The sequence below is a fragment of the Thalassoglobus sp. genome, from assembly GCF_048270125.1.
Taxonomy (GTDB): Bacteria; Planctomycetota; Planctomycetia; order Planctomycetales; family Planctomycetaceae; genus Thalassoglobus.
On sequence record NZ_JBLWTN010000002.1, the window covers coordinates 263,771 to 288,538 of the forward strand.

The following is a 24,768-nucleotide window of genomic DNA, read 5'->3' on the forward strand; positions in this document are numbered from 1 at the left end:
CCCACTGAAGTTGCTTAAATCGCATGAATTGCGATCACTTTCAGATTTCGTCAGGACTAATAAGGCCATAAAAAACACGGAACGCGACAGAAGCCGGTTCCGTGTAGGTGCAATTTGTAAACCCGAGTCTAGCTCATTTCACCCTGTCATGGAAACGATGAATTCGCGAATGGAGCGAAATTCCAATCAGGGCTTGCAGTATTATCAACAACATGTGATATGATAATATCGACTAATTTTTATCTTTGGGGTCTGTACAAATGATTCGATTTCTGGGATCGCCCGTTCAACATTGCGACGGTTTGACACGTCGGGAATTTCTCAACGCTGGCGCGATCGGTTTCGGTGGCTTAACGCTGGCGGGTTTGTTGAAAGCGGAAGCACAGGCTGGTGTCAAGAACTCTCAGAAAGCGGTGATCAACATCCATCTCGACGGCGGTCCGCCTCAGTGGGAAACACTTGATCCCAAACCGAATGCTCCTGCTGAAATTCGCGGAGAGTTCGGTCCGATCTCCACATCGATTCCTGGAGTTCAGATCTGTGAGTTGATGCCGAAGGTGGCCTCAATCGCAGAGCAGTTTGTCTTCATTCGAACCCTCGTGGAATCTGCCGGTCGTCACGATGCCTTTCAATGTCAATCGGGATATGGTTTTAAAGACCTGGCGTCTCTCGGTGGTCGGCCTGCGATGGGAAGCGTGATCAATAAACTTTTTGGAAGCCCCACCGATTCCGCTCCGGCATTTGTCGACATCATGCAAGGTCGACCGCTCGTGCGAAACAGTGCGCGTCCAGGTTTTCTTGGTCCAGCATATCAACCGTTTCGCCCTGACATTTCCAAGATGTTCGAACGCGAACTTGAAGCGGCAATGAAAGGAGAACTTCGACGGCTCGGGGCTGATCATCAGATGAGTTTAGAACTCAATGAAAGCTTGACTGTTTCTCGAATCGATCATCGGCAATCGTTGCTCTCCGGGTTAGATCGCATTCAACGAAAGGTCGACGCCACCGGAATGATGGACGCGATGGATGAGTTCCATCAACAGGCGACCGGGATTCTGACTTCAGGAAAGCTTGCAGAGGCGATGGATCTTTCCCGGGAAGATCCAGAAGTCGTCCAGAAGTTTACTGCCCCCTCAAGTAGCGATGAGCTTGCCTCTTACACCAGTGAAGGGCCCAATGCTCCGCAGAAGTTCTTGCTCGCCAGACGATTGATCGAAGCGGGGGTTCGTGTTGTCAGTGTTTCCATCAGCGACTTTGATACCCATCGAGACCACTTCGGACGCATCAACACACTGATGCCGATCGTCGACTTTGGACTCCATGCACTTGTGACTGACTTGCAGGAACGTGGAATGCTGGATGACGTGACGATTGTCGTCTGGGGAGAATTTGGACGGACTCCGAAAGTGAACTCTAACGGTGGTCGAGATCACTGGCCGCGAGTCGGTCCCTGTTTCCTTGCAGGCGGTGGTATGAAAACCGGTCAAGTGATCGGGAAAACAGACCGTCTTGCAGCTGAGACGATCGAGCGTCCTGTAACCTACAAGGATGTCTTTGCCACGCTTTATAAAAACCTCGGTATCGATGCCAGCCAAGTCGCCCTGATCGACCCTCAAGGCCGTCCTCAATACATCCTGGATGAGGCGCAGCCGCTTGCAGAAGTGGGGTGAGTTGGCTGGCGGTAGCCTGCTGCATCAGATGTTTATGTCAAATGGCGCATCGAGTTGTGGATGGATTGTGGATCAGCAGATAACAAGAGACCAACATCATAATGGTTCACAAAACCGGGTGCTGTAGCTGCTTAGAGCAGTTTGCTCTACCGTTTGCCTGTGAAGAACGCATTTCTCTAGCAAAAATGCTGTTCGCCACGAGGCAGAACCTGCAAACCAATTCGAGAGATGCTCTAGTTTCAATCATTTTCCTTGTCGTTGCATCGGTCGCGTGGGGGCAGCAACCCGTTGGAAACGAACACCGTTCGGGTGAGTTGGAGCTTCGCAGGCATTTCGGTGAGCAGCAGTTCTCACCGCCCGGTGGCTTTATTCTGAGGCAAGGCCAACAGTTGCCCGAACTGGTTTGGGAGCACCCTTTGCTCGTTTCGAAGGTGCTCGATGACGCGACAATTCCGACTCGCTGGTTCAACGATCAGTTCGAATCAGTGAAGGTTGCCAGCGAACCGGGACGTTACTATGTCTATGGAGAAGCGCCTGTTCCCGACGGACCTCCTTTACGTCGAGCGATGACTTGTTGTTGTGTCGTGAAGTCTCGGGATCTTACGAAACTTGCGAATGAGAGAATCGCGGAGAAGAGCCTGGGAACCAGTGAGGCCGGCAAGAATTCTGATCGTCAACGTGAAGAAGCAGCTGAACTGTTGAACCGCTGGAAAAGCACAGAAGCGGGGGCAGTCGAACTGGCTGCGCTGCTTGATTCAGATCAGCCAACGGGTTCGATTCGGTTGGGGCAGTTGCAAATGGAGAACGCGACTCGACATGTGCGGTTGAAACGCAAATTCATGGGGATCGACCAGACTCCGCTCGTAAAAGCTGTTCCGAAAAAACTTGCTGGTGCGCCGGCCCCGACGTTGCACAACAGGCCACTTGATCAGACTGGAATTTCTGAAGAGCAGGTCAAGATCCTCAAGCTCAAACTTGATGAATGGTATGCAGCCTCGCAGGAACCGATGGCGGTCGTGGTCGCGCGGAACGGCGCAGTTGTTCTTTCACAAGGATACGGAGAAGTGGAAGGTGACCAAGTCACTGTCAATACTCCGATGCGGCTGGACTCAGCTATGAAGCCACTCATTGGACTTCAACTCGCGATGTATGTTGATCAAGGTGCGATTCAGCTAGACGAACCGATTGGCAACTTTCTTCCAGACTTCAACAGTGCGAAGGATCGCAAGCTGACATTCCGCGCCGGTCACGTTCACGCGACCGGAATTCACTTCCCGTGGGAACTCGCATTTCGACGATTGTTTTACTTTCACACGTGGAATGAGAGTCTGATCGCTCATTGTCCACGAGAATGGGACCCCGGGGCCAAGTCTCGGTATGGCGTCGTCGGTGTGATTCTTTCGGTTCGTTCACTGGAACTTTTGCGAGGGCGAAACTACTGGGATGCGATGGAGCGGGACATGTTCTCACCGCTTGGCATCCACGACATGCTGCCCGGTGGAACTGGCTTCTCAGCAGAGGACATGGCACGAATCGGTGTGGTGTTGGCTAACAGAGGAAAATATGGTTCATGGGAAGTCATTTCTGAGGAAACTCACGATGCGATCCTTCCTACATCGCTCACACCTTTCTTTCCCGACTTGAAAACGAAGTACGGGATTGGGCTTCAGGACTTTGGTCATTTTTTAGGACCGGGGAGCTATGGCCACGCTGGCGGGTGCGGAACACTTCTGGTCGTCAATCCTGATAAGCGGCTGGTCTTTGCGATGGCTCGGAACGGAGCAGGGAAGGATTTTCAAAAACACCGAGCAGCTGTCATGACGTTGTTGAGAAAGTGTTGTGAGGATTGATTGGTGGACCGTAGAACCGTTTGTCTGCGAGAGCTTCACGTGTGGCTCAATCGTGTTACACTGAGTCGCATCGATTAAAAGACTCCAGAATAGCTCAGCCCATTTGGATCGACATGCTCAAGCGACATTCATTTTCGTCAGTCCGTTTTCTTGCACTGATCTTTGGAACTGCGTTGCCGAATATCATGTTGCCGACTACGAGTCAGACTGCTGAACCGCTCAAACTGGAACTGCATTCACAACGGGAATCGGGTGTTGGAACGGGACGGTTTCTGCCAGTCACCACAATGGAGTCCTGGTCTCCATCCGAAACTGCGATCATTGTTTGTGATGTCTGGGACTATCACCATTGCCTGAATGCAGTCCGTCGACTGGAGGAGTTTGCACCTCGTCTCGATGAGGTGCTGAAGAAAGCACGCGATCAAGGAGTGACGATTATTCATTCGCCGAGTGACTGCATGCCCGCCTATGAGGGGCATGCTGCCCGGCAAAGAGCGGTGGCTGCTCCTCGTGCGAAGCAAGTTCCGCATGCGATTGGCGATTGGTGTTCGCAAATTCCATCTGAAGAACGTGCCGCTTATCCGATTGATCAGTCGGATGGAGGAGAGGACGACGATCCTCAAGAGCATGCAGTCTGGCGGGAAAAGCTAATTAAACTGGGACGCGATCCGAACCTCCCCTGGCAACGACAATCAGCTTTGATTTCCATCGACGCGGCGCGAGATTTTATTTCAGACCGAGGGGATGAAGTTTGGAATGTGCTGGAAAGTCGCGGCATCAAAAATGTGATTCTGACTGGCGTGCATGTCAATATGTGTGTTCTTGGGCGTCCGTTTGGTCTGCGGCAGATGGCACGGAATGGTAAACGGGTTGTCTTGATGAGTGACATGACTGACGCCATGTACAACCCACAGCGATGGCCTTATGTCTCTCACTTTACAGGGAATGACCTGATTATTTCGCACATTGAACGATACATTTGCCCAACGATCACGAGTGACCAGATTCTTGGTGGAGAACCATTTCGATTTTCGAAAGACAGCCGTCCGCACGTCGTAATGGTCATCGCTGAGAAGCCGTATGGGTCGCATGCGACGCTGCCCGATTTCGCGGTCAGGGCACTCGGTCGCGACTTTCGAGTGACCGTGTTGCACGCCGATGAAGAGGACCCATATTCAATTCCCGGCTTTGAGGTGATCCGCGATGCTGACCTGCTTCTACTGAGTGTCAGGCGGCGTCTCTTACCCGAAGCTGACATGTCGATTCTTCGCGAGTACGTTACCGCAGGAAAGCCGGTGATCGGTCTACGTACATCCAGCCATGCGTTCGCCTTGCGGAACTCAGAAGTTCCTGAAGGTTACAGCGACTGGCCGGAGTTCGATGCCGACGTTTTTGGCGGTAACTACCACGGAAGTTATCCAGATGAACTTCGTTCGACAGTGAAGCTCACTCCTGCAGGTGGAGAGCATGTCGTCTCGACCGGGATTGATGAGACTCCGTTTGTGCAGAGTGGTCATCAATATAAAACAGGTCCTTTACGATCCGGGGCGAACGTGATCATGGAAGGTTCTGTCAAAGGGCATGACGCGGACCCGGTTGCGTGGATATACACTCGGTCCGATGGCGGAAAGTCGTTCTATGTTGCATTGGGGCATCCGGACGATTTTCAGCAAACTTCATTCGTACGACTCCTGACGAACTCCGTCTACTGGGGAGTTGATCAGGCTGTCCCGGAATCGATTCCGTCGTTGACTCCGGAAGAAGAATATCGAGAGCATTGGGTAAATGTAGCTGTCCCGTCGACTTGGGAGGGGGCTTCGCAGGGTGTTCTGAAAGAAGTCGAAGGCTCTGGCTGGTATCGTTGTGTGCTCTATCTCCCAACGTCTTTTATTGAAGAGGGGCAACCACTTTCGTTCCGGCTGACAAGTCCGGCTCCAGACGGGGCTGTTCGGGTATGGGTGAACGGCAAGGAGCTGGATTCTCGGGATGGAAGCATTTTTGAAATTGCAAAGGAAGCAATCGCAGTCGGCGATTACAACCTGTTGACGCTGAATGTTCCCGGAGAGACAGCTGCACTCACTGCGGCCCCGATACTTCATGCCGCAAAGCGTGAGATGAAGCTAGCGGGAAGGTGGCAGTTTCGGTTGGGAGCAACTGATGCGGGGTTTGAAAACATGCCACTTCCAGCAAAGTTTGGAGGAGGATCGGATATTGTTTTTTCTCCGGAAGAACCTTTGTGGGTCGCTCGTGCGGTGACTCGGCCCGGTGAGTTTACACCGGGCATCGAAGGCCCGGCCTGCGACGCTCAAGGCAATATCTACGCTGTGAATTACTCGCGGCAGGGGACCATCGGTCGAGTCACTCCTGATGGGGCAGGGGAAGTCTTTGTGAATCTTCCTGAGAACGGTGTTGGAAACGGCATCCGCTTTGGGCAAGGGGGAGAAATGTTTGTTGCTGATTATGTCAACCATAAAATTTGGCGGATCAATCCTGAAACCCGCGCCATCTCGCTGCATGCTCAGGATGCAGCGATGAATCAGCCAAACGATATCGCAATCACGGACGATGGAACCCTGTACGCAAGCGATCCCAATTGGAAGGAATCGACAGGGCAGCTCTGGCGAATCGATCCTGATGGAACGACAACGCGACTTGCCAAAGATCTTGGAACGACAAACGGGATTGAAGTTAGTCCGGATGGGAGAACCCTGTACGTCAACGAAAGTAGTCAACGAAACGTCTGGGCGTTTACCATTACCGAAGAGAAGACGCTGACAGACAAACGACTCATTCGACAGTTTCCGGATCACGGTTTTGACGGAATGCGTGCGGATGTCGACGGCAACTTGTACCTGACTCGTTATGGGAAAGGGACTGTCGTGAAGATGACTCCCACTGGAGAAATATTGCGTGAGATCCACGTGTTAGGGATGCGGCCGAGCAATCTTTGCTTTGGTGGTTCCGATGGGCGTTCCGTTTACGTGACGGAAGTCGAATCGACGCGACTTGTCACATTTCGAGTTGATCGTCCCGGTCGATCCTGGAAACAGTTCAATCAATAACGATGTGACCGAATCATCTCCGAGATGGTGAATTCCGCTGCAAATATTTTGGGTGCGTTTTCAATTCTTTTTGTGCCCGCGAAAGTCACTTTCGTGACTCCTGGGCTGCTCGCCACGAGGCAGAACGGGGAGATCACGGGCAGGTCAATATTAAATCAACACTCACGCAGCTTCCGGAATAGCTGGCATTCACTCGGGAAACTGCCCGTTGTGCTGGTTCTTTAAGAGAGTGTTCAGAGCAACTTGCGCTTGCCTCGAGAGCTTGTTGACGGTTCGTCTAAGGTCATATCTCGTCATATGGCACGGGTGACACACCAGGCGCTAAATGGGCACTGAAGACTTGAGCGACCTTTATTTTAGAGCAGTTTGCTCTACCGTGTGCCCGTGAAGAACGCATTTCTCTAGTGAAAATGCTGTTCGCCATGAGGCAGATCCTGCAAACCGATTAGAAAGATGCTCTAGAGCACTTGCCCGCACTGGAGTTTTGAAAACTCACATAAAATTTCAGTCACTCATCCAGAATGGCAGCTAGAGTTTGGACTAGGGAGAGATTTTTGAAGATGGAGTTGTGTAAATCGAGCAAGAGCATAGATGAGGCAAGTTTGATGGGCAAGAAAACGGCAATCTGTTTAGGCGCAGGTCTGTTTCTGATTGGTGCGTTCGGCGTTTTTCTTGCAATTAGCAGCATTGGTGCTCCTGCTGTGGTGAAGAAGGATCTCGAAACAAAAGGTGTGATTACGGACCTGTATGCGGATGTTGTTGAGCATAAGCTGACGGGAATCGACCTTAGTAAGCACTACCAGTTTGACTATGAATTTGTCGCTGAAAATGGCAAGACATACGGAAAAACAGCCACGATCAGCGAGGCTGAGGCCCAAGGGCTTGCCGTAGGCCAGAAAATCACCGTTCAGTATCATTCGCACCAACCCAGCATTAATGCTGCGAAGGGCTATGGTGTTTACCTCCCCGTCGATTCATTCGTAGAACATTCTCCGATGTCCCGGATTCTAGTCTGTTCTGTTTTTTGCGTTCTCGGCGCGATCCTCCTCTACTCTGGGTTCACCTACAAAGAAGATGGGGATCAGGAACAGGTCACCGAAGGAGATTTTTTCGAACAGCCTGCTCAACAGCAGCCCACGCAGCAACCGGCTGCCGCAAACAGCTCAGAGATCCCGGACGAGCAGATGGAAAAGCTCGAACGATATCGCCAGGCTTATCTTGCGAATCAAAAGTAGGGTTCCCAAACTCAAACCGCCGCACGAACTGCCAGTCATCGAGCATTTACGCTCTCTGATCTAAGATCAGTTTGCACTCCCGTGTGCCGATGCAGAATGCGATTCACCAGTGAAAATGCTGTTCTTAGCGAGGCGGAACGCGGACGCCGATTCGTAAATGCGACCGGGGCGATTTTCTCAAGGTTGTGAATAACGGGTCGATGTACCTCATTCCGGGTTTCGCTATTCCTCAAGAATGAGCGAACCTGATACAGTTCGCTTTTGAACAGGTACGTGCCTTCGATGCCCGTGAAGAAATGGTTCCTCCAGAAATATACTGGACTCCACGAGGCAGATCGCGCGCACCAATTCAAAACTGCTTTCGTAGAAGCTTCTTAAGCCCGATCACAGTTGCTGGAACCACAGTTGTTGGATCGTTTTGAGTTGTGTTGACTGTGCCGAAGTCTCCTGCAGGCGTGAAATGGATTGAATCGAGTGTGGCCTCTTAAGACTGCGAAACGGAACATCATCGTCGCCGGTTGCCTGGGAATGTCCTATACGCAATTGACGCTCTCGGCTGCCTCGATCGATTTTGTGCGAGGGCTGGGGGGCACGAGCTTTCATGTCGGCATCTTGAATTCTCTCCCTGTCATGCTGCTCGGATTTCAGTTTCTGGCAGCCTTCGTCGCTAATCATCTGACCTATCGGCGCGGACTGTGGATGAGCTTGTCCCTACTGCAGCGTGCCATGATTGTTCCCATTGCTCTTGGTCCCTGGTTGTGGCCAGAGATGGGAGACCTCTTCTGGATTTGGATGTTTCTGGGAGCGGTCGCGATTAATCAGGGGTTGCTTCATTTTTGTACACCACTGTGGCTCTCCTGGATGGGAGATTACCTCCCACATGGCGACTTAAACAGCTACTGGGGATACAGGCATCGCTGGGTTCAATGGTCAGCTGCGGCTTCGCTCCTTGGAGGAGCGTTGTTGATTTCTCGCCCTGGGCTTGATATCCGAATCGGCTATCCGATCCTGGCGACGGTTGCCGGGGTGTTGGGCATTGCGGACATTCTGATCTTTCTGAAAGTCGATGAGCCGCCTGTGAGCAAGCTGCCGCCGACTTCGATGAAAACGATTTTCCTTGCCCCGTTTTTGCACCAGGGTTTTCGGTCGTTTATTGCTTTTATGTGTTTCTGGCATTTCGCAGCGATGATTGGGGCTGCTTTCATCAGTTTGTATCTGCTTGATTACATCGGAATGAGTCTGTTTCAGGTCTTGTTACTCTGGACACTCTCATGGGTGGGCGGAGCACTCACGTCGCGATGGCTTGGACGGCTGGGGGATCATTTTGGGAATCGGCCGTTGCTGATTTTGTGTGTTTGCTTCAAGACCCTCAACATGATCGGATTGCTGCTTGTTCCCAAAGATCCAAGTATGGCATTTAATATTTTGGTCCCGATCTTCATGTTCGATGCCGCATTGAATGCAGGGTTTGCTATCGCGACAAATGGATTCCTCCTCAAAAATTCACCCTCTGAAAACCGGACGATGTACATTGCTTCGGGAACTGCCATGGCTGGGGTTGTTGGTGGAATCACAGCGATCATGGCGGGGGCGATTCTGACGCAAATTGATGGTTGGTCGGTGGTGGTGAACGGCTGGACTTTCTCAGAGTACCACCTCTTCTTTTTTGTCAGCCTCATTTTGAGGATATTGTCCGTGAAAATGGTGTTGCGAATTAAAGAGCCGGCTTCGCTCGACACCATGCAAGTGGTCACACACCTCATCGGGGTGAGCCCTCTGCGTGTTCTCCGGTATCCAGCTGGACTGTATCGAAACTGGTCTTCCGCAGAGAATGCCGCGAAGACAGCCCAGGCCGCTAAGCCGTCTCAACTTGGTGCAGAAAAAGTCGAAACCGTTGAGACCTGATTGCTCATCGCTGAACAACCTGCTGTTTTCGTAGCTTTCCCAGCGTTTGTAGAAAGTCGCTGGGAAGTGGAGCGATGAATGTTTCCCAACGACTTGTGATCGGATGGGCGAACTCGAGTTGTACGGCGTGCAAGGCGTGTCGCTTGATCGGAAATCCGGTTTCGACAGTGCGGGACTCGCCGTCGTTGAGATCGGCATAGTTCGGATGGAACTTTCCGTGGGCTTTGTAGAACTCATCACCAATGAGGGGATGGCCAATGTGGGCAAAGTGAACTCGAATCTGGTGATTCCGGCCTGTGACAGGACGTGCCAGAACCAGAGTATGGTTTGGAAAGCGTTCAAGCACTCGGAAATTCGTCTTGGAATTTCTTGCTTTGACGGCATCGGGGCGGCAAGACATCAAGACGTGCATGCCTGAGCGAGCCTTGCCGATAGGGCGGTCGATACGCCCTTCGTCTCGTTCAATGACACCCTCGACAATTGCCAGATAGCTTTTGGAGACGCGTGACGCTTCAAATTCGCCCGCGAGTTTCGCGTGAGCATTGTAAGTCAACGCAACTGCGATGGCTCCACTGGTTTGGCGATCAAGACGATGGACCATCCCCGGGCGTAATATGCCTTTCGTTCCAGTCTGTTGATCGAGGAAATGTTGTAGCCCGTTGGCAAGCGTTCGAGACTGTTCTTCACCCACCGGATGGACGATCAGGTCGGCTGGTTTGTTGACCACGATTAACCATTCGTCCTGATAAATTATCTCAAGCTCCATCTCTTTCGGAGCGAGCAGTTTGTCAGGAGCTTCGATCAACCGAACGCTGACAGTTTGCCCTTTGAAGATACGATCTGTTTGTTCGGCAACGGCATTATTGATTCGGACCCCACCGGCAGCGACGATACGCTGTATCCGCCAGGGGGTGTAGTTCCGAAGGTGTTTGATCAGAAAAGAATCAATGCGAATTCCACTCAAAGAGCGATCAACAATGAATTCGAATGTAGGTGGTGAAAAAGTCGGCAACTCAGGGGATTTCTTTATGTAACAGTCACTGTCGAAATAAGTGATACCCTCGGAGAAGTGAATTTGAACATGTTACGCAGAACGCGATAATGTTTTTCACACGAAGTACACTCTGATGTCTATGATACTATATCGCCCAGAGAGGAAATTGTCTGGCGTCGTCAGCGAACCTCATTGCGGTTATGGAGAGTCCACGCTGAAAACAGGAGCTATTGAGGTCCGTCTCACCGATCTTCGGGTCGCGGAGGGACTCCACGAAGCGAATTTCCCTGGATTTCGAGCAAACTGCTCTGTGAAGCTTCGTAGCGGCCTGACCACTGAAATTTCATCTACTTGCGAGAAATTAACGTGCAAAGCATTCAACACGCCAGCAAAATTCGATTTTATGATGCGATCCCGTTTTCGTTTATGCTGTGCCTCTTCGTTGCCACAGTCGTCGTAGCGGAAGAAGAGAAAAAATATGGCGAACTGACTCTCGATGAATGGAGCCAGCTCGTCAAATCGTCTGACTTCAAGACTCTTGGCCAACCCGTTTACGTGAATGGTCTGACTTCCATTGTCGAGGATGAAGAGGCTCCCTGGGCAAGTCGACGTCAGGCGGCTGAGACACTCGGACGGATTGGTCAGGATGCGGAGTCCGCGATTCCACTTCTTGAGGAACTGCTGAAAAATCCCGGTGATCAGCCTGTCGACACCCGCTTATGGGTCTTGAAGTCGCTTTCTTTGTACGGGACAGTTGCTTCTGATCTTGATGAGCAAATTCGTGACATCATCCTCAATGAAGAGTTTCCGCATCTCATTCGCGTGAATGCCATGGAGACTCTGGGACGAGTCGGCAAGAATGGAAACGTCGCGCTCCCAACTTATCTCAAAATTTTGCAAGAGGGTTCGAAACAGGAACGAGCAGGTCAGAACGAGTTACGAGTAGCAGCAGTTGAGGCACTCTGGATTTTAGGGCCAGCAGCGGCACCTGCACTCTCTGCACTGGTGGATGCTGCGAGGGAAGACCGGGTTCCAATGCGACTCGCTGCGATCACGTCGATTGGTCAAGTTGGGCCGCGCGGAGAAATTGCGATTCCGACATTGGTCGATGCCATTCTCTTTGACGAGGCTGGCGAAGTACGAGAAGCCGCTGCCGATGCTCTCGGGAAAATTGGAATTGATTCTGTCCGAGCATTACAGCACTTGCAGAAAGATCACGACGAGAGTGTACGCCAATACGTGATCCGTTCGATCAAGCAAATGAAGATGTCTGATGAAGTCTCTCAGTTGCTTGATACGGCACTGCAGGATTCCTCAGAAATTATTCAAACGGAAGCTGCTGCGGAGATCCTCCGGCGTGATGTCACTCATCAGGCAGCTCAGCAGATTCTGCTTGACCACCTTGGAGCTGTTGATCGAAGAGTGCGGTTGAATGCGTATCAAGCACTTGATGAACACCTGGAAAAGTCGCCTGAATTACAGCAGGAGGTTCTTCGAATTGCGAACGATCTTGATGTTCCTCCTTTGGAGCGATCTTCTGCGAAGAAGCTGTTGAGAAAGCTAACGTTCGATCAACGAGAGTCACCAAAGCCGCAAGAGAATTAACGTTTCTATTGCTTATCTGGCTGACGCGTGTGAAGAGAATCGCGTTCGAGCGTCGAGATAGTTTCCCAGAGCCTGTCCGTAAGGGGTTGTTGTCTTCATCGATGCAAAGTCGTAGCGGGAATGGCCGCAGAGTTCAGTCAGATTTTTCTGGAACTCTGCGAACTGCGTGAGATAGATCGATCGCAGGCGATGAGGATCAACAAGAATGCGGTTCCGATTCTGTTCCAAACTGCGGAATTGCGTTGGTTTGCTGAACGGAAACTCTTCTTCCTCGGGAGCGAGGATTTGAAAGAGCATCACTTCGTGGCGATTTCGTTTGAAGAGCTGTATTGCCTGCTTGAGTGCCTCAATGTTGTCGAAGAGGTCACTAAAGATAATGATCAAGCTTCGCCGTTTGAGAGTCGGAATTGCGGAGTTGAAGATCTTCCCCAGACTCGTTTCTCCAGCAGGTTTGCAATCTTCCAGAACTTTCATGATCTGCTGAAAGTTCTTCTGGCTGGTTCCCGGATCGATTCGCTCACGGATTTTCTCGTCGAAAGTCAGCAGGCCGATGGCGTCTCGTTGGGCATGAAGCAAATAGGTAAACGCCGCAGCCAGTTGTTTCGCATATGCAAACTTTGAGAGAGTGCTTTCTCCGTAGCTCATGCTGCCAGAACAATCGAGGAAAAGATAAGCCCGCAGGTTCGTTTCTTCTTCATATTCCTTGATGTAGTACTTTCCGGTTTTCCCGTAGGCACGCCAGTCGATGTGGCGAATTTCGTCGCCAGGGTAATATTGACGATGTTCGACGAACTCGACGCTTGTCCCTTTGAAGGGACTCTTGTGCTGACCGATCATATATCCTTCCACGATCAGCTTAGCGATGACATCAAGATTGCCAAACTTCGCCAATGCGCTGGGATCATGTAACGGAACATCTTTTGCCACAATCGAACCTGTCGTGTTGAGACTGATCGGTTGAATTCCATTCCTGATGTTTGATCAGGCCTGATAAGAGGCGTCGCCAGAAAACTGCTCGCTCACAGGCGTGCTCGGTCAGTGTTGACGATCTGTCAAATCAGGTGGGAGGAAACATAACTCAAGGAAACTTCACTCGCTCTCTGATTCAGTTAGTTTGTTTGGAGCCGATGAACACTTCTCAAGCTCTGCAGTTTTTCCCAATGTTCGATATCGTAACTCAATCCACTTCGATTCGAAATCAACAGGCGCGAACACCAATTCGAAAAAATCTATCAGGTCGGCATCGAAGAGGAGCGGTTCTGCCTTCCGTTGAACGGAAAATCGTTACAAACCGCAAGTACAGTCTCGCTTGCGATTCTTTCGATTGTCCGGATCTGTTGCGTTCGAGCAGCAGTCTTTTTTGACCTACGTTTGGGATGAAACCTCTCATCCTCTCGGAGCTTGAACGTGTCGTCATTGCCAGAACAAGAACAGCAGATCTCCTTCTGGAAGAGGGTACGGACTCAGTTTCGTGCCTGGTTGCAAACGAATCTCTGGCCGGTTCTAGGCTTAGTCACGCTAACGTTTCTCGTTTACGCACCGGTTGTGAATTTTGGATTCCTGAACTGGGATGACACCTGGTACATCGTTCAGAACGACCTTATTAAGAGTTGGAATCCGCTCAATCTCTACAAGATTGCGACTGAACCGGTTGCCAGAAATTTTGCTCCGTTAACGATAGGGACTTTTCTCGTCGAGCACACTTTGTGGGGGTTGTGGCCGGGAGGATACCACCTGACGAACGTTCTTCTGCATGCTGTGAATGCCGTTCTTGTTTACAGCTTGGTTGAACGGATTTCAAAGAATCAACTCGCTGCCTGGGGCCTCGCTGCTCTGTTCGCTTTACATCCACTGCAAGTTGAAACAGTCGCCTGGATCTCTTCTCGAAAGACATTGCTCTCAACGACTTTTATGCTCGCGAGTCTCATCTGCTGGTTGAGAGTTGAGAGGACTTCACGGCATGAAGGGTGGGGCATTATCTGGTTGCTGCTGGGATTGTTGAGCAAAGCTTCTGTTGTTGTTGTCCCGCCGATTGTGGTCGCCTGGGATGTTCTTGTTTGTAAAAAGAAATTTGCTGACTCGGCTGCTAAGCAGATTATCCCGATGTTCTTCTGTGTCATGCTGATCTTTATCACAATGTCTGCACAAACAACAATTGTGGGCGGAGTGCGAAGCCATATCGGTGCGAGCAAACTCTGGATCTTCGCGATTGACTGCACTGTGCTGTGGCGATACGTCGGCATGATGTTTGTGCCGACCGATCTTTGTGTCCTGTACGATCCCGCGACAACTGGCATTGCGGGCTGGATTGGACTTTCCGTTGTAAGTTGGATCGGTCTGGCAGTTCTCGCCTGGAAGTTCCACAAACGCTATCCAATGATTGTGTTCTGTTTTGTCAGCTGGATTTTATTGCTCGTTCCTGTCTTGAATCTCTTTCCCATTACGACCTTGATGAATGATCGGTATCTCTATTTACCGATGGTCCCCTTCTTCTGCGGAGTGCTTCTTGGAGCAAAAGAAATCTGGCAATCGTTTCAACTTCCACAACTTTCGAGGCGATTTGCAATGGGACCTCTTCTGAGTTGCGTGGCAATCGTTTCACTTTATTGCTGGGGGACCTTGACCTACTTGCCGGTCTGGTCGCAACCTCTGACGCTCTGGCACTACGCCAAATCAGAAACCCCGACACTCACTGTCGTGCAAGTTCAATGGGCATTGACGCTGCAAGATCTTGGTGAAACGGACGATGCCAAAGAAGCTCTGAAATACGCACTCGCGCACTGCAATCCTGACGAACTGGACCAGAAACGCATCCAGAAAATGCTCGATGAATGGGATCACGGAACGCAAGGAGATGAAGAGATATAGAGCTCTTCGAGGTAGTCGGTTTACTCCCGCGTCTCTAGAGCAGTTTGCTCTACCGTGTGCCCGTGAAGAACGTATTTCTCCAGTAAAAATGCTGTTCGCCACGAGGCAGAACCTGCAGACCAATTCGAAAGATGCTCTAAAGTTCTTTCAGCTGAGTTCGTGCCTGTTCGGTGAGTGAGTCGAACTCTGGATTGTTGCCGTATAAGCGGATGATAGCCTGAAGCTTCTTTTTACTTCCGATGGTTTTTCCTTCCTGCTCCAGCTTCGCTGCCAGATCGAGTTGTTCCTTAACGAATTCTGTTCGGTCACTCGTAGAACCGACGGCAGTTTTGATTTTTTCACTCTGTTGTCTGGCAAGGTTGAGGAAAGGGCGGTTGTCGTCATCATTAGTCAGAACGTGCTGCATCGCCTCATATTTCTCTAAGCTTGTCAGTCGGTCCCCGAACTTTTCAAACTGTTGAGCTTCCACATAAAGTCGCTCTGCTTCAGATTGAGGATCGCGACCGAAGCGGACATTTGTTTCGATTTTTCTTTCGGCACGATGCATCCCAATCTGGTCGAGCCAGCCCGTAATTTCTGTCGCGTGCTGACTCTCTGGAAATCGCGTTTGCAGGGCGATCAGGTCTCCTTCAACTCGAGTCCAGTCAGATGGGTTTGAACTCGCCATCGCTTCAGCTGCTCGAGTGTAGAGTCGGCCTTCGCTGCGGGAATATTGAACGATGCCAGCGATCCCGCCGAAGACCAGAACGAGCGTCAAAACCAGGAACCAACTCTGTTCGTAGAAAGCTCCTTTCTGGTTTGTAGAGTTCTTTTTCTTCTTCTTCAGGCGTTCTTTTTTATCGTATCTGGCTGTCAGAAGGCTCTTTCCCTGTTTGGTCGACTTGAGCAGTCGCGCCTCCTGATCTTCGACTTTCTTTGGGATTTCATTGAGTTTCATGATGAGAAACGGCGCGTCCCAGGGGCGTTCGTTCGCATCTTTCTCGAGCATGCTGTGAATCAGTTTTGAAAGCCACACAGGAGTTTCAGGAGCGAGGACCGAAATCTGCGGCGGTTCATCTTGAATGTGTTTGAACAGAACTTCCACTTCGTTTTCACCAGTGAAAGGGGGTTGTCCGGTGAGCATTTCGTAGAGGACACAGCCCAGCGCATAGATATCGCTTCGAGGTGTGACGAGAGATTTCCCCGTGATTTGCTCGGGGGACATGTACGCCAGCGTTCCGACCGTTTTTCCGGTTTGCGTCAACGCGCTTTCGTGCATATCGCGAGCGATGCCGAAGTCCGCAAGCTTGATGTACCCCTTTTTGTCGATCATCAAATTCGCTGGCTTCAGGTCACGATGGATGATTCCTTTTCCATGCGCATATTCAAGAGCCTTGGCGACCTGAATTCCACATCCGATCACCTTTTGCCAGGACTGCTTACGCTTCTTTTTCAGGAGGTCAGCGACGGAACCGTTCTCAACAAACTCCATGATGTAGAATTTGCGATCGTGAATCGCTCCCGTTCCCAAGGAACGAACGATATTTGGATGCTGACACTTTTTGAGAATGTCTATTTCGCGAGTGAATCGCTCATTGACGGTAGTGTCCGTCGAGGATTTTTCATTGAGAATCTTAATCGCGACCGACTGACCGGTTTCGAAGTGTTCCGCTCTAAAGACGACTCCCATTCCTCCCTGGCCAATTTGTTCTTTAACCAAAAACGGCCCGATTTGTTCAGGCATCTCCGTCATGGAAGTTGTTTGTGTCGTCATGCTTGGTTCCCGCTTTTGTCTCAACTATCTAAACCAATAAGAAGCAGTAAGCACGCCACATGCCGAATCCGAAAATTTCATGAGAAACTGCATACAAAGTTCGAGAGAGCACACGTGCACATCTGAGTGAATGAGGCTCTCTTGATTGAAATGCGTGTAGAATTCCTGAAGAAACGCAAAATTGCTCAGATATTTGGGAGAGGTCGGCTTCCTCTAGAATCTTTCATAAGGTCGCAGTACGAGATTATTTATCAAAGATCTTACCTGCTGCGATGTGGTTTGATTTCCTGAAGGCCGATCGTTATCGCACGGATTTGTGTTTCATTGTGCATCACCTTTACTCACCGCATTTAAGGGGGGAGGGACACTACGGCACCTCCTTTGTGAGGCCCGCGACAGGCGTCGAAACTTCATGCGAGCGCGGTTACAGCTAATGAATATGTGGAGCAGAGAGGAAATATGACAACGAATTGATTACAGTGGAGTGGAATGGATGAATCAACTATGCCTAATGCTGAATGGTGGATTTGATTCTCCTCTGGTTGTAGCCTCTGGCTTCTGACCACTGTGTTGTGACGTGGATAAGATTCTTCTCTGTGAAGAACGAACTCGATGTTGAAAGGAAAACAAATGCTTAAGAAATCGACAACTCTAGGAATGACATTCTGTGCGCTTTTGGGGATGACGGTCTTGCTGTCACCGGCTCAAGCGGAGGATAGTAAAGAAAAGCATGGTCATGCCCATGACGACTCACATGCCCCAATGTTTACGGAGGGTGTCGTCGTTTTGCGATCCACAAAAGGAAACAAGGTTCGAGGTCGCCTGACATTGAAACAAACCAAGTCCGGAGTTCGTGTGACCGGACGAGTGACTGGTCTGACTCCTGGTGAGCACGGCTTCCATATTCATGAATTTGGAGACCTTCGAGCTGCCGACGGAACAGCTGCCGGTGGACACTACAATCCTGATGGACACGATCACGGTGCTCCAGATGACCATGAACGACATGCAGGGGATCTTGGAAATATCACCGCAGATAGTGAAGGCGTCTCCAAAGTCGATATCACTCAAAAAGATTTGAAACTTCACTTTGTCATTGGACGTTCAATCGTCGTCCACGCTGGGAAAGATGATCTGAAGAGTCAACCTTCTGGTGATGCTGGCCCACGTGTTGCAGTCGGCGTGATTGGAATCGCTCAACCTCCAAAGAAGAAGAACTAGAGCATCCTTCGAATTGGTTTGCAGGTTCTGCCTCGTGGCGAACAGCGTTTTTACTGGAGAAATGCGTTCTTCACGGGCAAACGGTAGAGCAAACTGCTCGAGTCGATCAACTCTTTGTTGTGAAATAGTAAACGCCGCGTTCGGAAATTCCGAACGCGGCGTTTTTTTTGAGTACCCCATTTCATTGCAGACGCAAACCGCACGTGATTACGCTATTGAGAATTGTTCTTGTTTGGAGTTTGCTTTGGTTTCTGCCTTTGACGTGGCGGATTTTGCTTGAGTTTCAAAGACGGTGGATTGACTTCAACCGAACCGGTGTCATCGGGGACTTCAAGTTCCGTTTGTAGTCGTTTGATCTCTGCCTTCAACTCTTTGACGAGCGACTTGTATTGTGGCTCGGCATAGATGTTAGTCATTTCCAGCGGGTCCGCTTCCAGATCGTAGAGTTCCCATTCGTCAAGATTATAGAAGTGAATCAGTTTGTATCTGTCAGTGCGAGCTCCGTAGTGACGCCTGACCATGTGGGAAGTACGGCGGTCGTTTAAGAATTCGTAATAGTGGTAGTAGTGTGATTTCCGCCAGTCGCTGGGCGACTCGCCTTTTAGTAGCGGAACCAGACTATGACCTTGCATATCGTTGGGGATATCGAGTCCTGCAATGTCCAGAAATGTTTCTGCAAAGTCGATATTCGAAACGAGATGCTTATCTTTCGACTTCGGTTTCGTGACACCTGGCCAGCGAACGAGAAGTGGTTGTCGATATGATTCTTCATACATGAAACGCTTATCGAACCAACCATGGTCGCCCAGATAGAACCCTTGATCAGAGCTGTAAATGACGACAGTATTCTCAGCCAGTCCTGCTTCATCCAGGTAATCAAGCATGCGACCAATGTTGTCATCGACCGAAGCAATGCAGCGAAGATAGTCTTTGATATACCGTTGATACTTCCAGCGGATCAGGTCGTCGCCTTTGAGATTGGCTTTGCGGAAGGCTTCGTTTTTCGGTTCGTACGCAGCGTTCCAAACTTTGAGTTGTTCTTCATTCAAATATGGCGGGGGAGTCAACTTGAGATCGCGCGGAGTCATCGTTTTAGCGATCGACATGTCTTGTTCGTGGGCGGCACGTCCTCGGGTTGAGTAGTCATCGAACAGATTTGGCGGTTCGGGAATCTCAACGTCGTCAAACATGTGCAAGTAGTCCGGGCCCGGAGCCCATTCGCGGTGCGGAGCCTTATGCTGATACATCAGCATGAATGGTTTCTCGTCGTCGCGAGAATTCTTCAGCCACTCCAATGCGAGGTCGGTGATGATCTCTGTGGTGTAGCCGGTGTATTTCGTCCGCTTCGGATTTCCATCACCCTTCTCGTCTCTGAGCATCAGAGGGTTATAGTACGGACCTTGACCAATCAGAACTTCAGAATAGTTGTAGCCTTGAGGGGGCATGTGCTCACCCAGGTGCCACTTTCCGATGACTGCAGTTTCGTAGCCGGATTTTTTCAGGAGCTTCGGAAATGTTTGTTGAGTCCCATCGAACTTGTCGGCATTCGTACGGAACCCATTGAGGTGGCTGTACTTACCGGTCTGAATAACCGCTCGGGACGGTCCGCAGATGGAGTTTGTACAAAAGCAATTTTCGAAGAGCATCCCTTCATTTGCGATGCGATCGAGATTCGGAGTCTTGTTGATTTTCGATCCGTAAGCACTAATCGAGTGCGAAGCGTGATCATCCGTGAAAATGAACAAAATATTCGGGCGCTTATCGGCAGCCTGAATTGCTGCCGTCAACGTGAAGAAGGCTGCTATGAATGTGAGAAAGGGGTTACGATTCAGCATCTGCTTAATATTCTCCATCGTTGGTTTGTTGATCTCTGAGTTGTTCTCAACGATCATCCGGTTTCCCATCTGAGTGGTCAAGCGAGTCGACGTAGAGACGGCTCAACCACTCATCTCCCTGACATTCATCTCACCTACCGGGACTTATCTCGAAATGCCACAAACGGCACTGATCACCGGAATTACCGGACAGGATGGTTCATACTTGTGTGAACTCCTGCTTTCTAAAGGGTACTGCGTCCACGGATCAACGCGATCAGCGGAAAGCGAGAGTCTGAATCACCTGAAAGCGGGACTCAACAAGGCCCGCCCGATTGAAGATCCACTCGACTCAGTCTTGAAGATCCATGAGTTGGATTTCGCTACGAAAGAATCGATAAGTGAATTTCTCGACAAGCACAAGATCGACGAAATTTATCACCTTGCAGGGCAGACTCGGGTTGGTGATTCGTTCGATCGTCCCACAGCCACGTTCAATGCCAATGTGAAGTCGACTCTTTCGCTGCTCGAGGCGATTCGGACATCGAGCAGGTCTCAATCAATCCGATTCTTTCAGGCGAGCAGTGCCGAGATATTTGGTGGGGCAGAAGAGTCTCCGCAAACTGAATTGACGCGATACGCGCCACGTTCACCCTATGCTGCCTCGAAAGTTGCCGCTCAATCACTGGTCGAGTCGTATCGAGAAGCTTACGGCCTGTTTGTTTGCTCAGGGATTCTGTACAACCACGAATCACCCCGGCGCTCTACGGAGTTTGTGACTGGAAAGATTGTTGATGCCGCTGCACGCATTGCTCTCGGAGAAGAACACAAACTTGTGTTAGGCAATCTGGAGACTGGTCGAGACTGGGGCTTCGCAGGCGATTATGTTGAAGCGATGTGGATGATGCTTCAGCATGAAGTACCGAAAGACTTTGTGATTGCCACCGGAGAATGGCACTCGCTGCGAGAGTTTTTAGAAATCGCATTTCAAACCGTCGGACTCGATTGGCAAGACTACACGACGTCCGATCCCAAATTCTTCCGACCTGTTGAGCCAACACGACTCGTTGGAGATCCGACCCGCATCAAAACTGAACTCGGCTGGCAACCCGGAACGACCTTTGTCGAAATGATCGAAGAAATGGTCAAGCAGCGCATCGTTCAGCGGCGTAATGAGTCAGAGAGAAACCGTATTTCACCGCACACTTAAAGTGTGCGGTGAAATGGAATTCATTCGTGACTTTAAGCCGGGACGGCGGAGAATTCTCGGACGTCGGTGACTTCTCCGCGGATCGCAGCGGCGGCGACCATGGCGGGGCTCATTAGCAGGGTTCTTCCAGTCGGGCTTCCCTGTCGGCCTTTGAAGTTTCGGTTTGATGAGGATGCACACATCTCGCGGCCCTTGAGTTTGTCAGGGTTCATGGCGAGGCACATCGAGCAACCCGCTTCGCGCCATTCAAAACCGGCGTCGATAAAGATCTTATCCAGACCTTCTTTCTCGGCTTGTTTCGCGATGAGCTGTGATCCGGGGACGACCAACGCCTTCACTCCGTCGGCAACTTTGTGCCCTTTGACGATAGTGGCTGCTTCACGCAGGTCAGAGATTCGACCGTTTGTGCAAGAGCCGATGAAGGCGACATCGATTTTGACGCCGTTCATTGATTGTTCAGCTTCGAGTTCCATGAACTCAAGAGCTTCCTGCACGCCGACTTGCTCTTCTTGAGGGAATGCGGAGACGGCTGGGATGTTTTCGTTGATCCCGACAGACTGACCGGGGTTAATTCCCCAAGTCACAGTTGGTTCGATATCTGCAGCGTTGAAGACGACTTCGTCATCGAATTCTGCATCTTCGCCAGATGCCAATGAGAGCCACCACTGAGCTGCTTTATCGAACTCTTCCCCTTTAGGAGCAAACGGGCGACCTTCGAGGTAGTCGACTGTTGTTTGATCGGGGTTGATGTAACCGCAGCGAGCTCCCCCTTCGATGCTCATGTTACAAACGGTCATCCGTTCTTCCATGGTCATTCGGTCGAAGACTTCGCCGGCAAATTCGTAGGCGTATCCAATTCCGCCTTTGACACCCAATTTCCGGATAATGTACAGGATCACATCTTTCGCAAACACACTCGGGGCCAATTCGCCGTTGACGACAACACGTCGAACTTTCGGGCGACTCATGGCGAGGGTTTGTGTCGAAAGGACATACGCAACTTGTGACGTTCCAATACCGAAAGCAATTGTTCCGAAGGCGCCGTGAGTTGATGTGTGACTGTCACCGCAGGCAATGGTCATACCTGGCTGGGTAAGTCCTTGCTCTGGTCCAACTGCGTGGACAATTCCCTGTCGGCTGTCTTTGAGGTCCATCAACGTGACGCCGAATTCCTGACAGTTCTTTTCAATCGCAGACATCATCTGTTCTGCAAGCATGTCATTGAAAGGCCGTGACTGGACATCGGTCGGGACGATGTGGTCCACAGTTGCAACTGTCCGCTCTGGAGCCAGGACTTTCAGGCCACGTTCACGCAACATTTCGAATGCTTGCGGACTGGTGACTTCGTGAATCAGGTGGAGACCAACAAAGAGCTGGTCGAGCCCGGATGGCAACGTCCCAACAGTGTGAAGATCCCAGACTTTGTTAAACAGGTTTTGTTTGTCGCTCATGATTCACTTTCCAGACACATGCAGAAGGTTTGATGTAAGAGTTTACCCGGAAGCATGAACCTGACCTCTCATACGCTGAGAAAGCCTTCGTGACGCAGGTTTCCGGATTTTTAACGAGACTTCTGCGAGAAACTCGAATATCTCTTTGTACGAAAAATGCCTACCAATTGTCCAGAATGGCAGATCAGATTTCCGCTCCACCGATTCGATTCAGTAGGGAAAATCCCTGTTATGATAAACAGTTGTGTAAAATGAGAACGTTGACGAGCAAATTCAATATCGCTCGTCACATTCTATACCGCGCGGAGCAGTCTATGAAGTTGTGAAAATGAACTTCACACGAACTGCAAGCGTTGTAAATGCACATGAGCACGACAATTCGAACTCCGTGAAGGTTCGTCCTGAGCGAAACTTCGGAAGAATCGAGGCGAGATTTCCGTCTGAAAAAACTTTGCCTTCGATTACGAATCTTCAAATCCGGTGTAGCTGCGGGATGCCATGGGCATACGTCGACCGGTTCCAAAGGCTTTCGCAGAGAGTTTCGTGCCTGGAGGGATTTGCCAACGTTTGAACTCGTTGCGGTCGAGTTGTCGAACGACCCAGCGGACTGTCTCTTCCGGGAACTCTTTGGCGAGCTCAGCGGGTGAAGCCTGCTCGTCGATCAACCCTTTCAGGATCGCATCAAGAATCGGGTAGGGCGGAAGGCTGTCTTGATCGAACTGGTTTGGTGCCAACTCTGCACTGGGAGCTTTGTCGATAATGTTCTTAGGAATGACTTCTCGACCTTCGATCTTATTGATGTGGCGAGACAGTTCGTAAACGTCCTGTTTGTAGAGATCGCACAGTGCGGCAAATCCTCCACACATATCGCCGTACAGGGTGCAATAGCCGACGGAGAGTTCACTTTTATTTCCTGTTGCAAGCGGAATCCACCCATGGGTGTTGCTCCGGGTCATGACGATGGCTCCCCGGATTCGGGCTTGCAGATTTTGATCGGGAAGGCCTGTCGGGTTGATCGCCAGGTCCTCTCCCACAACAGGCAGTCCTTCATATGCTCGATGGACCGCATCAATTGGGATTGTTTCCGTATCGAGCCCAAGAGCTTCGGCGAGCTTGAGCGAGTCGTCAATGCTGTGGTCCGTGCTGTAGCGGCTTGGCATCAGTATCGCATGGACTCGCTCTCCGCCGACCGCCCGGGCTGCGATTGCCGCTGCGAGTGCACTGTCGATGCCGCCAGAAAGACCGAGGACGCAATCGGTGAAACCACACTTTCTCATGTAGTCTCCCAGCCCGAGTACCAGCGCGTCGAGAAGTTCTTGTTCTCGATCAAACTCCTGCACAATTGGAGAGGGAAGGTTGTTGAAACCAACGATCTGCATGTCTTCTTCAAAAGCAGCCAGTGATTGAACGACCTCTCCGTCGGTATTCAGAACGAAGCTGTTGCCATCAAAAACAAGGTCGTCGTTGCCGCCGATTTGATTTGCAAAAACGACCGGACGTCGATGCGTCGACACATGCCGCTTCACGATCTCTTGTCGTCGTGCAAACTTTCCAGCTTCGAAGGGACTGGCAGACAAGTTGATAAAAATATCCACACCTTGTTCGGCGAGATTAAGAACGGGATCTTTCCGCACAATCGGGGGGAGACTGTAAAACGTTTCAGGCTCTCCAAACCAGGCATCTTCGCAAATGTGAATCCCCAATCGCTTTCCGAGAAACTCAACGGGTGATTGATCTTTCCCCGGATCGAAATATCGCTCTTCGTCGAAAACGTCGTAGTTGGGGAGCAAGGATTTGTGGATTGTCGCGAGCCGTTTGCCGTCGCCGAGAAGAGTCGCTGAATTGAATGGCTTGCCAGAAGCTGAGTCCCACAGGGAAGGGTGACCGATCAGGATTCCAAAATTCCCGGTCGTGAGGTCAGTCAGTTCGAGAACCGCTGCGTCACAAGCCTCAACGAAACCGTTGCGATGCAATAAATCCTTTGGTGGATACCCTGAAATGCTTAGCTCAGGAGTCACCAGAAGTTCGGCTCCCTGTTGCCTGGCGCTGATGGCTGCTTGTCTGATTTTCTCGGCATTCCCCCGCAGGTCTCCGATGGTAGGGTTCAACTGAGCAATGGCAATTTTCATA

General features: G+C 50.7%; 15 protein-coding genes. 9 read left to right on the forward strand and 6 right to left on the reverse strand.

Translation table 11 applies throughout. The features are described 5' to 3' along the window. Positions 1–260 precede the first annotated feature (260 nt). From ACN0YR_RS03365 to ACN0YR_RS03385, 5 genes are all read left to right on the forward strand, one after another. Positions 261–1,670: a DUF1501 domain-containing protein gene (locus tag ACN0YR_RS03365; protein WP_417847782.1), complete on the forward strand. Its 1,410-nt coding sequence runs from the start codon at positions 261–263 to the stop codon at positions 1,668–1,670. A 101-nt stretch (positions 1,671–1,771) separates the two neighbouring features. Next, positions 1,772–3,520: a serine hydrolase domain-containing protein gene (locus tag ACN0YR_RS03370; RefSeq protein WP_417847783.1), complete on the forward strand. Its 1,749-nt coding sequence runs from the start codon at positions 1,772–1,774 to the stop codon at positions 3,518–3,520. A gap of 185 nt (positions 3,521–3,705) precedes the next feature. Beyond that, on the forward strand, positions 3,706–6,582 hold the full coding sequence (locus ACN0YR_RS03375; protein WP_417847784.1) for an SMP-30/gluconolactonase/LRE family protein: 2,877 nt from the start codon (positions 3,706–3,708) through the stop codon (positions 6,580–6,582). Between the two features lie 605 nt (positions 6,583–7,187). Then, positions 7,188–7,817, forward strand: a complete 630-nt coding sequence (locus ACN0YR_RS03380; protein WP_417847785.1) for a hypothetical protein — start codon at positions 7,188–7,190, stop codon at positions 7,815–7,817. A 474-nt stretch (positions 7,818–8,291) separates the two neighbouring features. Continuing rightward, complete coding sequence (locus ACN0YR_RS03385) at positions 8,292–9,722, forward strand: MFS transporter (protein ID WP_417847786.1); 1,431 nt, start codon at positions 8,292–8,294, stop codon at positions 9,720–9,722. Between the two features lie 4 nt (positions 9,723–9,726). On the opposite strand, the gene ACN0YR_RS03390 is transcribed toward ACN0YR_RS03385, so the two are convergent. After that, entirely contained in the window at positions 9,727–10,734 is a 1,008-nt protein-coding gene (locus ACN0YR_RS03390) for an RluA family pseudouridine synthase (protein ID WP_417847787.1), read from the reverse strand. A gap of 348 nt (positions 10,735–11,082) precedes the next feature. Here ACN0YR_RS03390 and ACN0YR_RS03395 point away from each other — a divergent pair, with 348 nt between their 5' ends. Continuing rightward, positions 11,083–12,321: a HEAT repeat domain-containing protein gene (locus tag ACN0YR_RS03395; RefSeq protein WP_417847788.1), complete on the forward strand. Its 1,239-nt coding sequence runs from the start codon at positions 11,083–11,085 to the stop codon at positions 12,319–12,321. A 12-nt stretch (positions 12,322–12,333) separates the two neighbouring features. On the opposite strand, the gene ACN0YR_RS03400 is transcribed toward ACN0YR_RS03395, so the two are convergent. Beyond that, on the reverse strand, positions 12,334–13,248 hold the full coding sequence (locus tag ACN0YR_RS03400) for a DUF58 domain-containing protein (protein WP_417847789.1): 915 nt from the start codon (positions 13,246–13,248) through the stop codon (positions 12,334–12,336). A gap of 480 nt (positions 13,249–13,728) precedes the next feature. Between ACN0YR_RS03400 and ACN0YR_RS03405 the strand changes: the two genes are divergently transcribed. Next, complete coding sequence (locus ACN0YR_RS03405) at positions 13,729–15,189, forward strand: hypothetical protein (protein ID WP_417847790.1); 1,461 nt, start codon at positions 13,729–13,731, stop codon at positions 15,187–15,189. A gap of 136 nt (positions 15,190–15,325) precedes the next feature. Here the strand turns inward: ACN0YR_RS03405 and ACN0YR_RS03410 are convergent, their stop codons facing one another. Beyond that, positions 15,326–16,942, reverse strand: a complete 1,617-nt coding sequence (locus ACN0YR_RS03410; protein ID WP_417847791.1) for a serine/threonine protein kinase — start codon at positions 16,940–16,942, stop codon at positions 15,326–15,328. A 630-nt stretch (positions 16,943–17,572) separates the two neighbouring features. Between ACN0YR_RS03410 and ACN0YR_RS03415 the strand changes: the two genes are divergently transcribed. After that, positions 17,573–18,163 carry a superoxide dismutase family protein gene (locus tag ACN0YR_RS03415; protein WP_417847792.1) on the forward strand — a complete coding sequence of 197 codons (591 nt, stop codon included), beginning with the start codon at positions 17,573–17,575 and terminating at the stop codon, positions 18,161–18,163. 212 nt (positions 18,164–18,375) lie between these two features. On the opposite strand, the gene ACN0YR_RS03420 is transcribed toward ACN0YR_RS03415, so the two are convergent. Then, on the reverse strand, positions 18,376–19,998 hold the full coding sequence (locus ACN0YR_RS03420) for a sulfatase (protein ID WP_417848007.1): 1,623 nt from the start codon (positions 19,996–19,998) through the stop codon (positions 18,376–18,378). Between the two features lie 73 nt (positions 19,999–20,071). Here ACN0YR_RS03420 and ACN0YR_RS03425 point away from each other — a divergent pair, with 73 nt between their 5' ends. Continuing rightward, the gene (locus tag ACN0YR_RS03425) at positions 20,072–21,187 is read left to right on the forward strand and encodes a GDP-mannose 4,6-dehydratase (RefSeq protein WP_417847793.1); all 1,116 of its coding nucleotides are present in this window, start codon (positions 20,072–20,074) and stop codon (positions 21,185–21,187) included. 32 nt (positions 21,188–21,219) lie between these two features. On the opposite strand, the gene leuC is transcribed toward ACN0YR_RS03425, so the two are convergent. Both leuC and ACN0YR_RS03435 read right to left on the reverse strand, forming a co-directional pair. Beyond that, a complete protein-coding gene (gene leuC / locus ACN0YR_RS03430; protein WP_417847794.1) occupies positions 21,220–22,638 on the reverse strand; it encodes a 3-isopropylmalate dehydratase large subunit in 1,419 nt (472 codons plus the stop codon). A gap of 461 nt (positions 22,639–23,099) precedes the next feature. Further along, positions 23,100–24,767, reverse strand: coding sequence for an NAD+ synthase (locus tag ACN0YR_RS03435; protein ID WP_417847795.1), 1,668 nt, complete (start codon positions 24,765–24,767; stop codon positions 23,100–23,102). Between the last annotated feature and the right edge of the window lies 1 nt (position 24,768).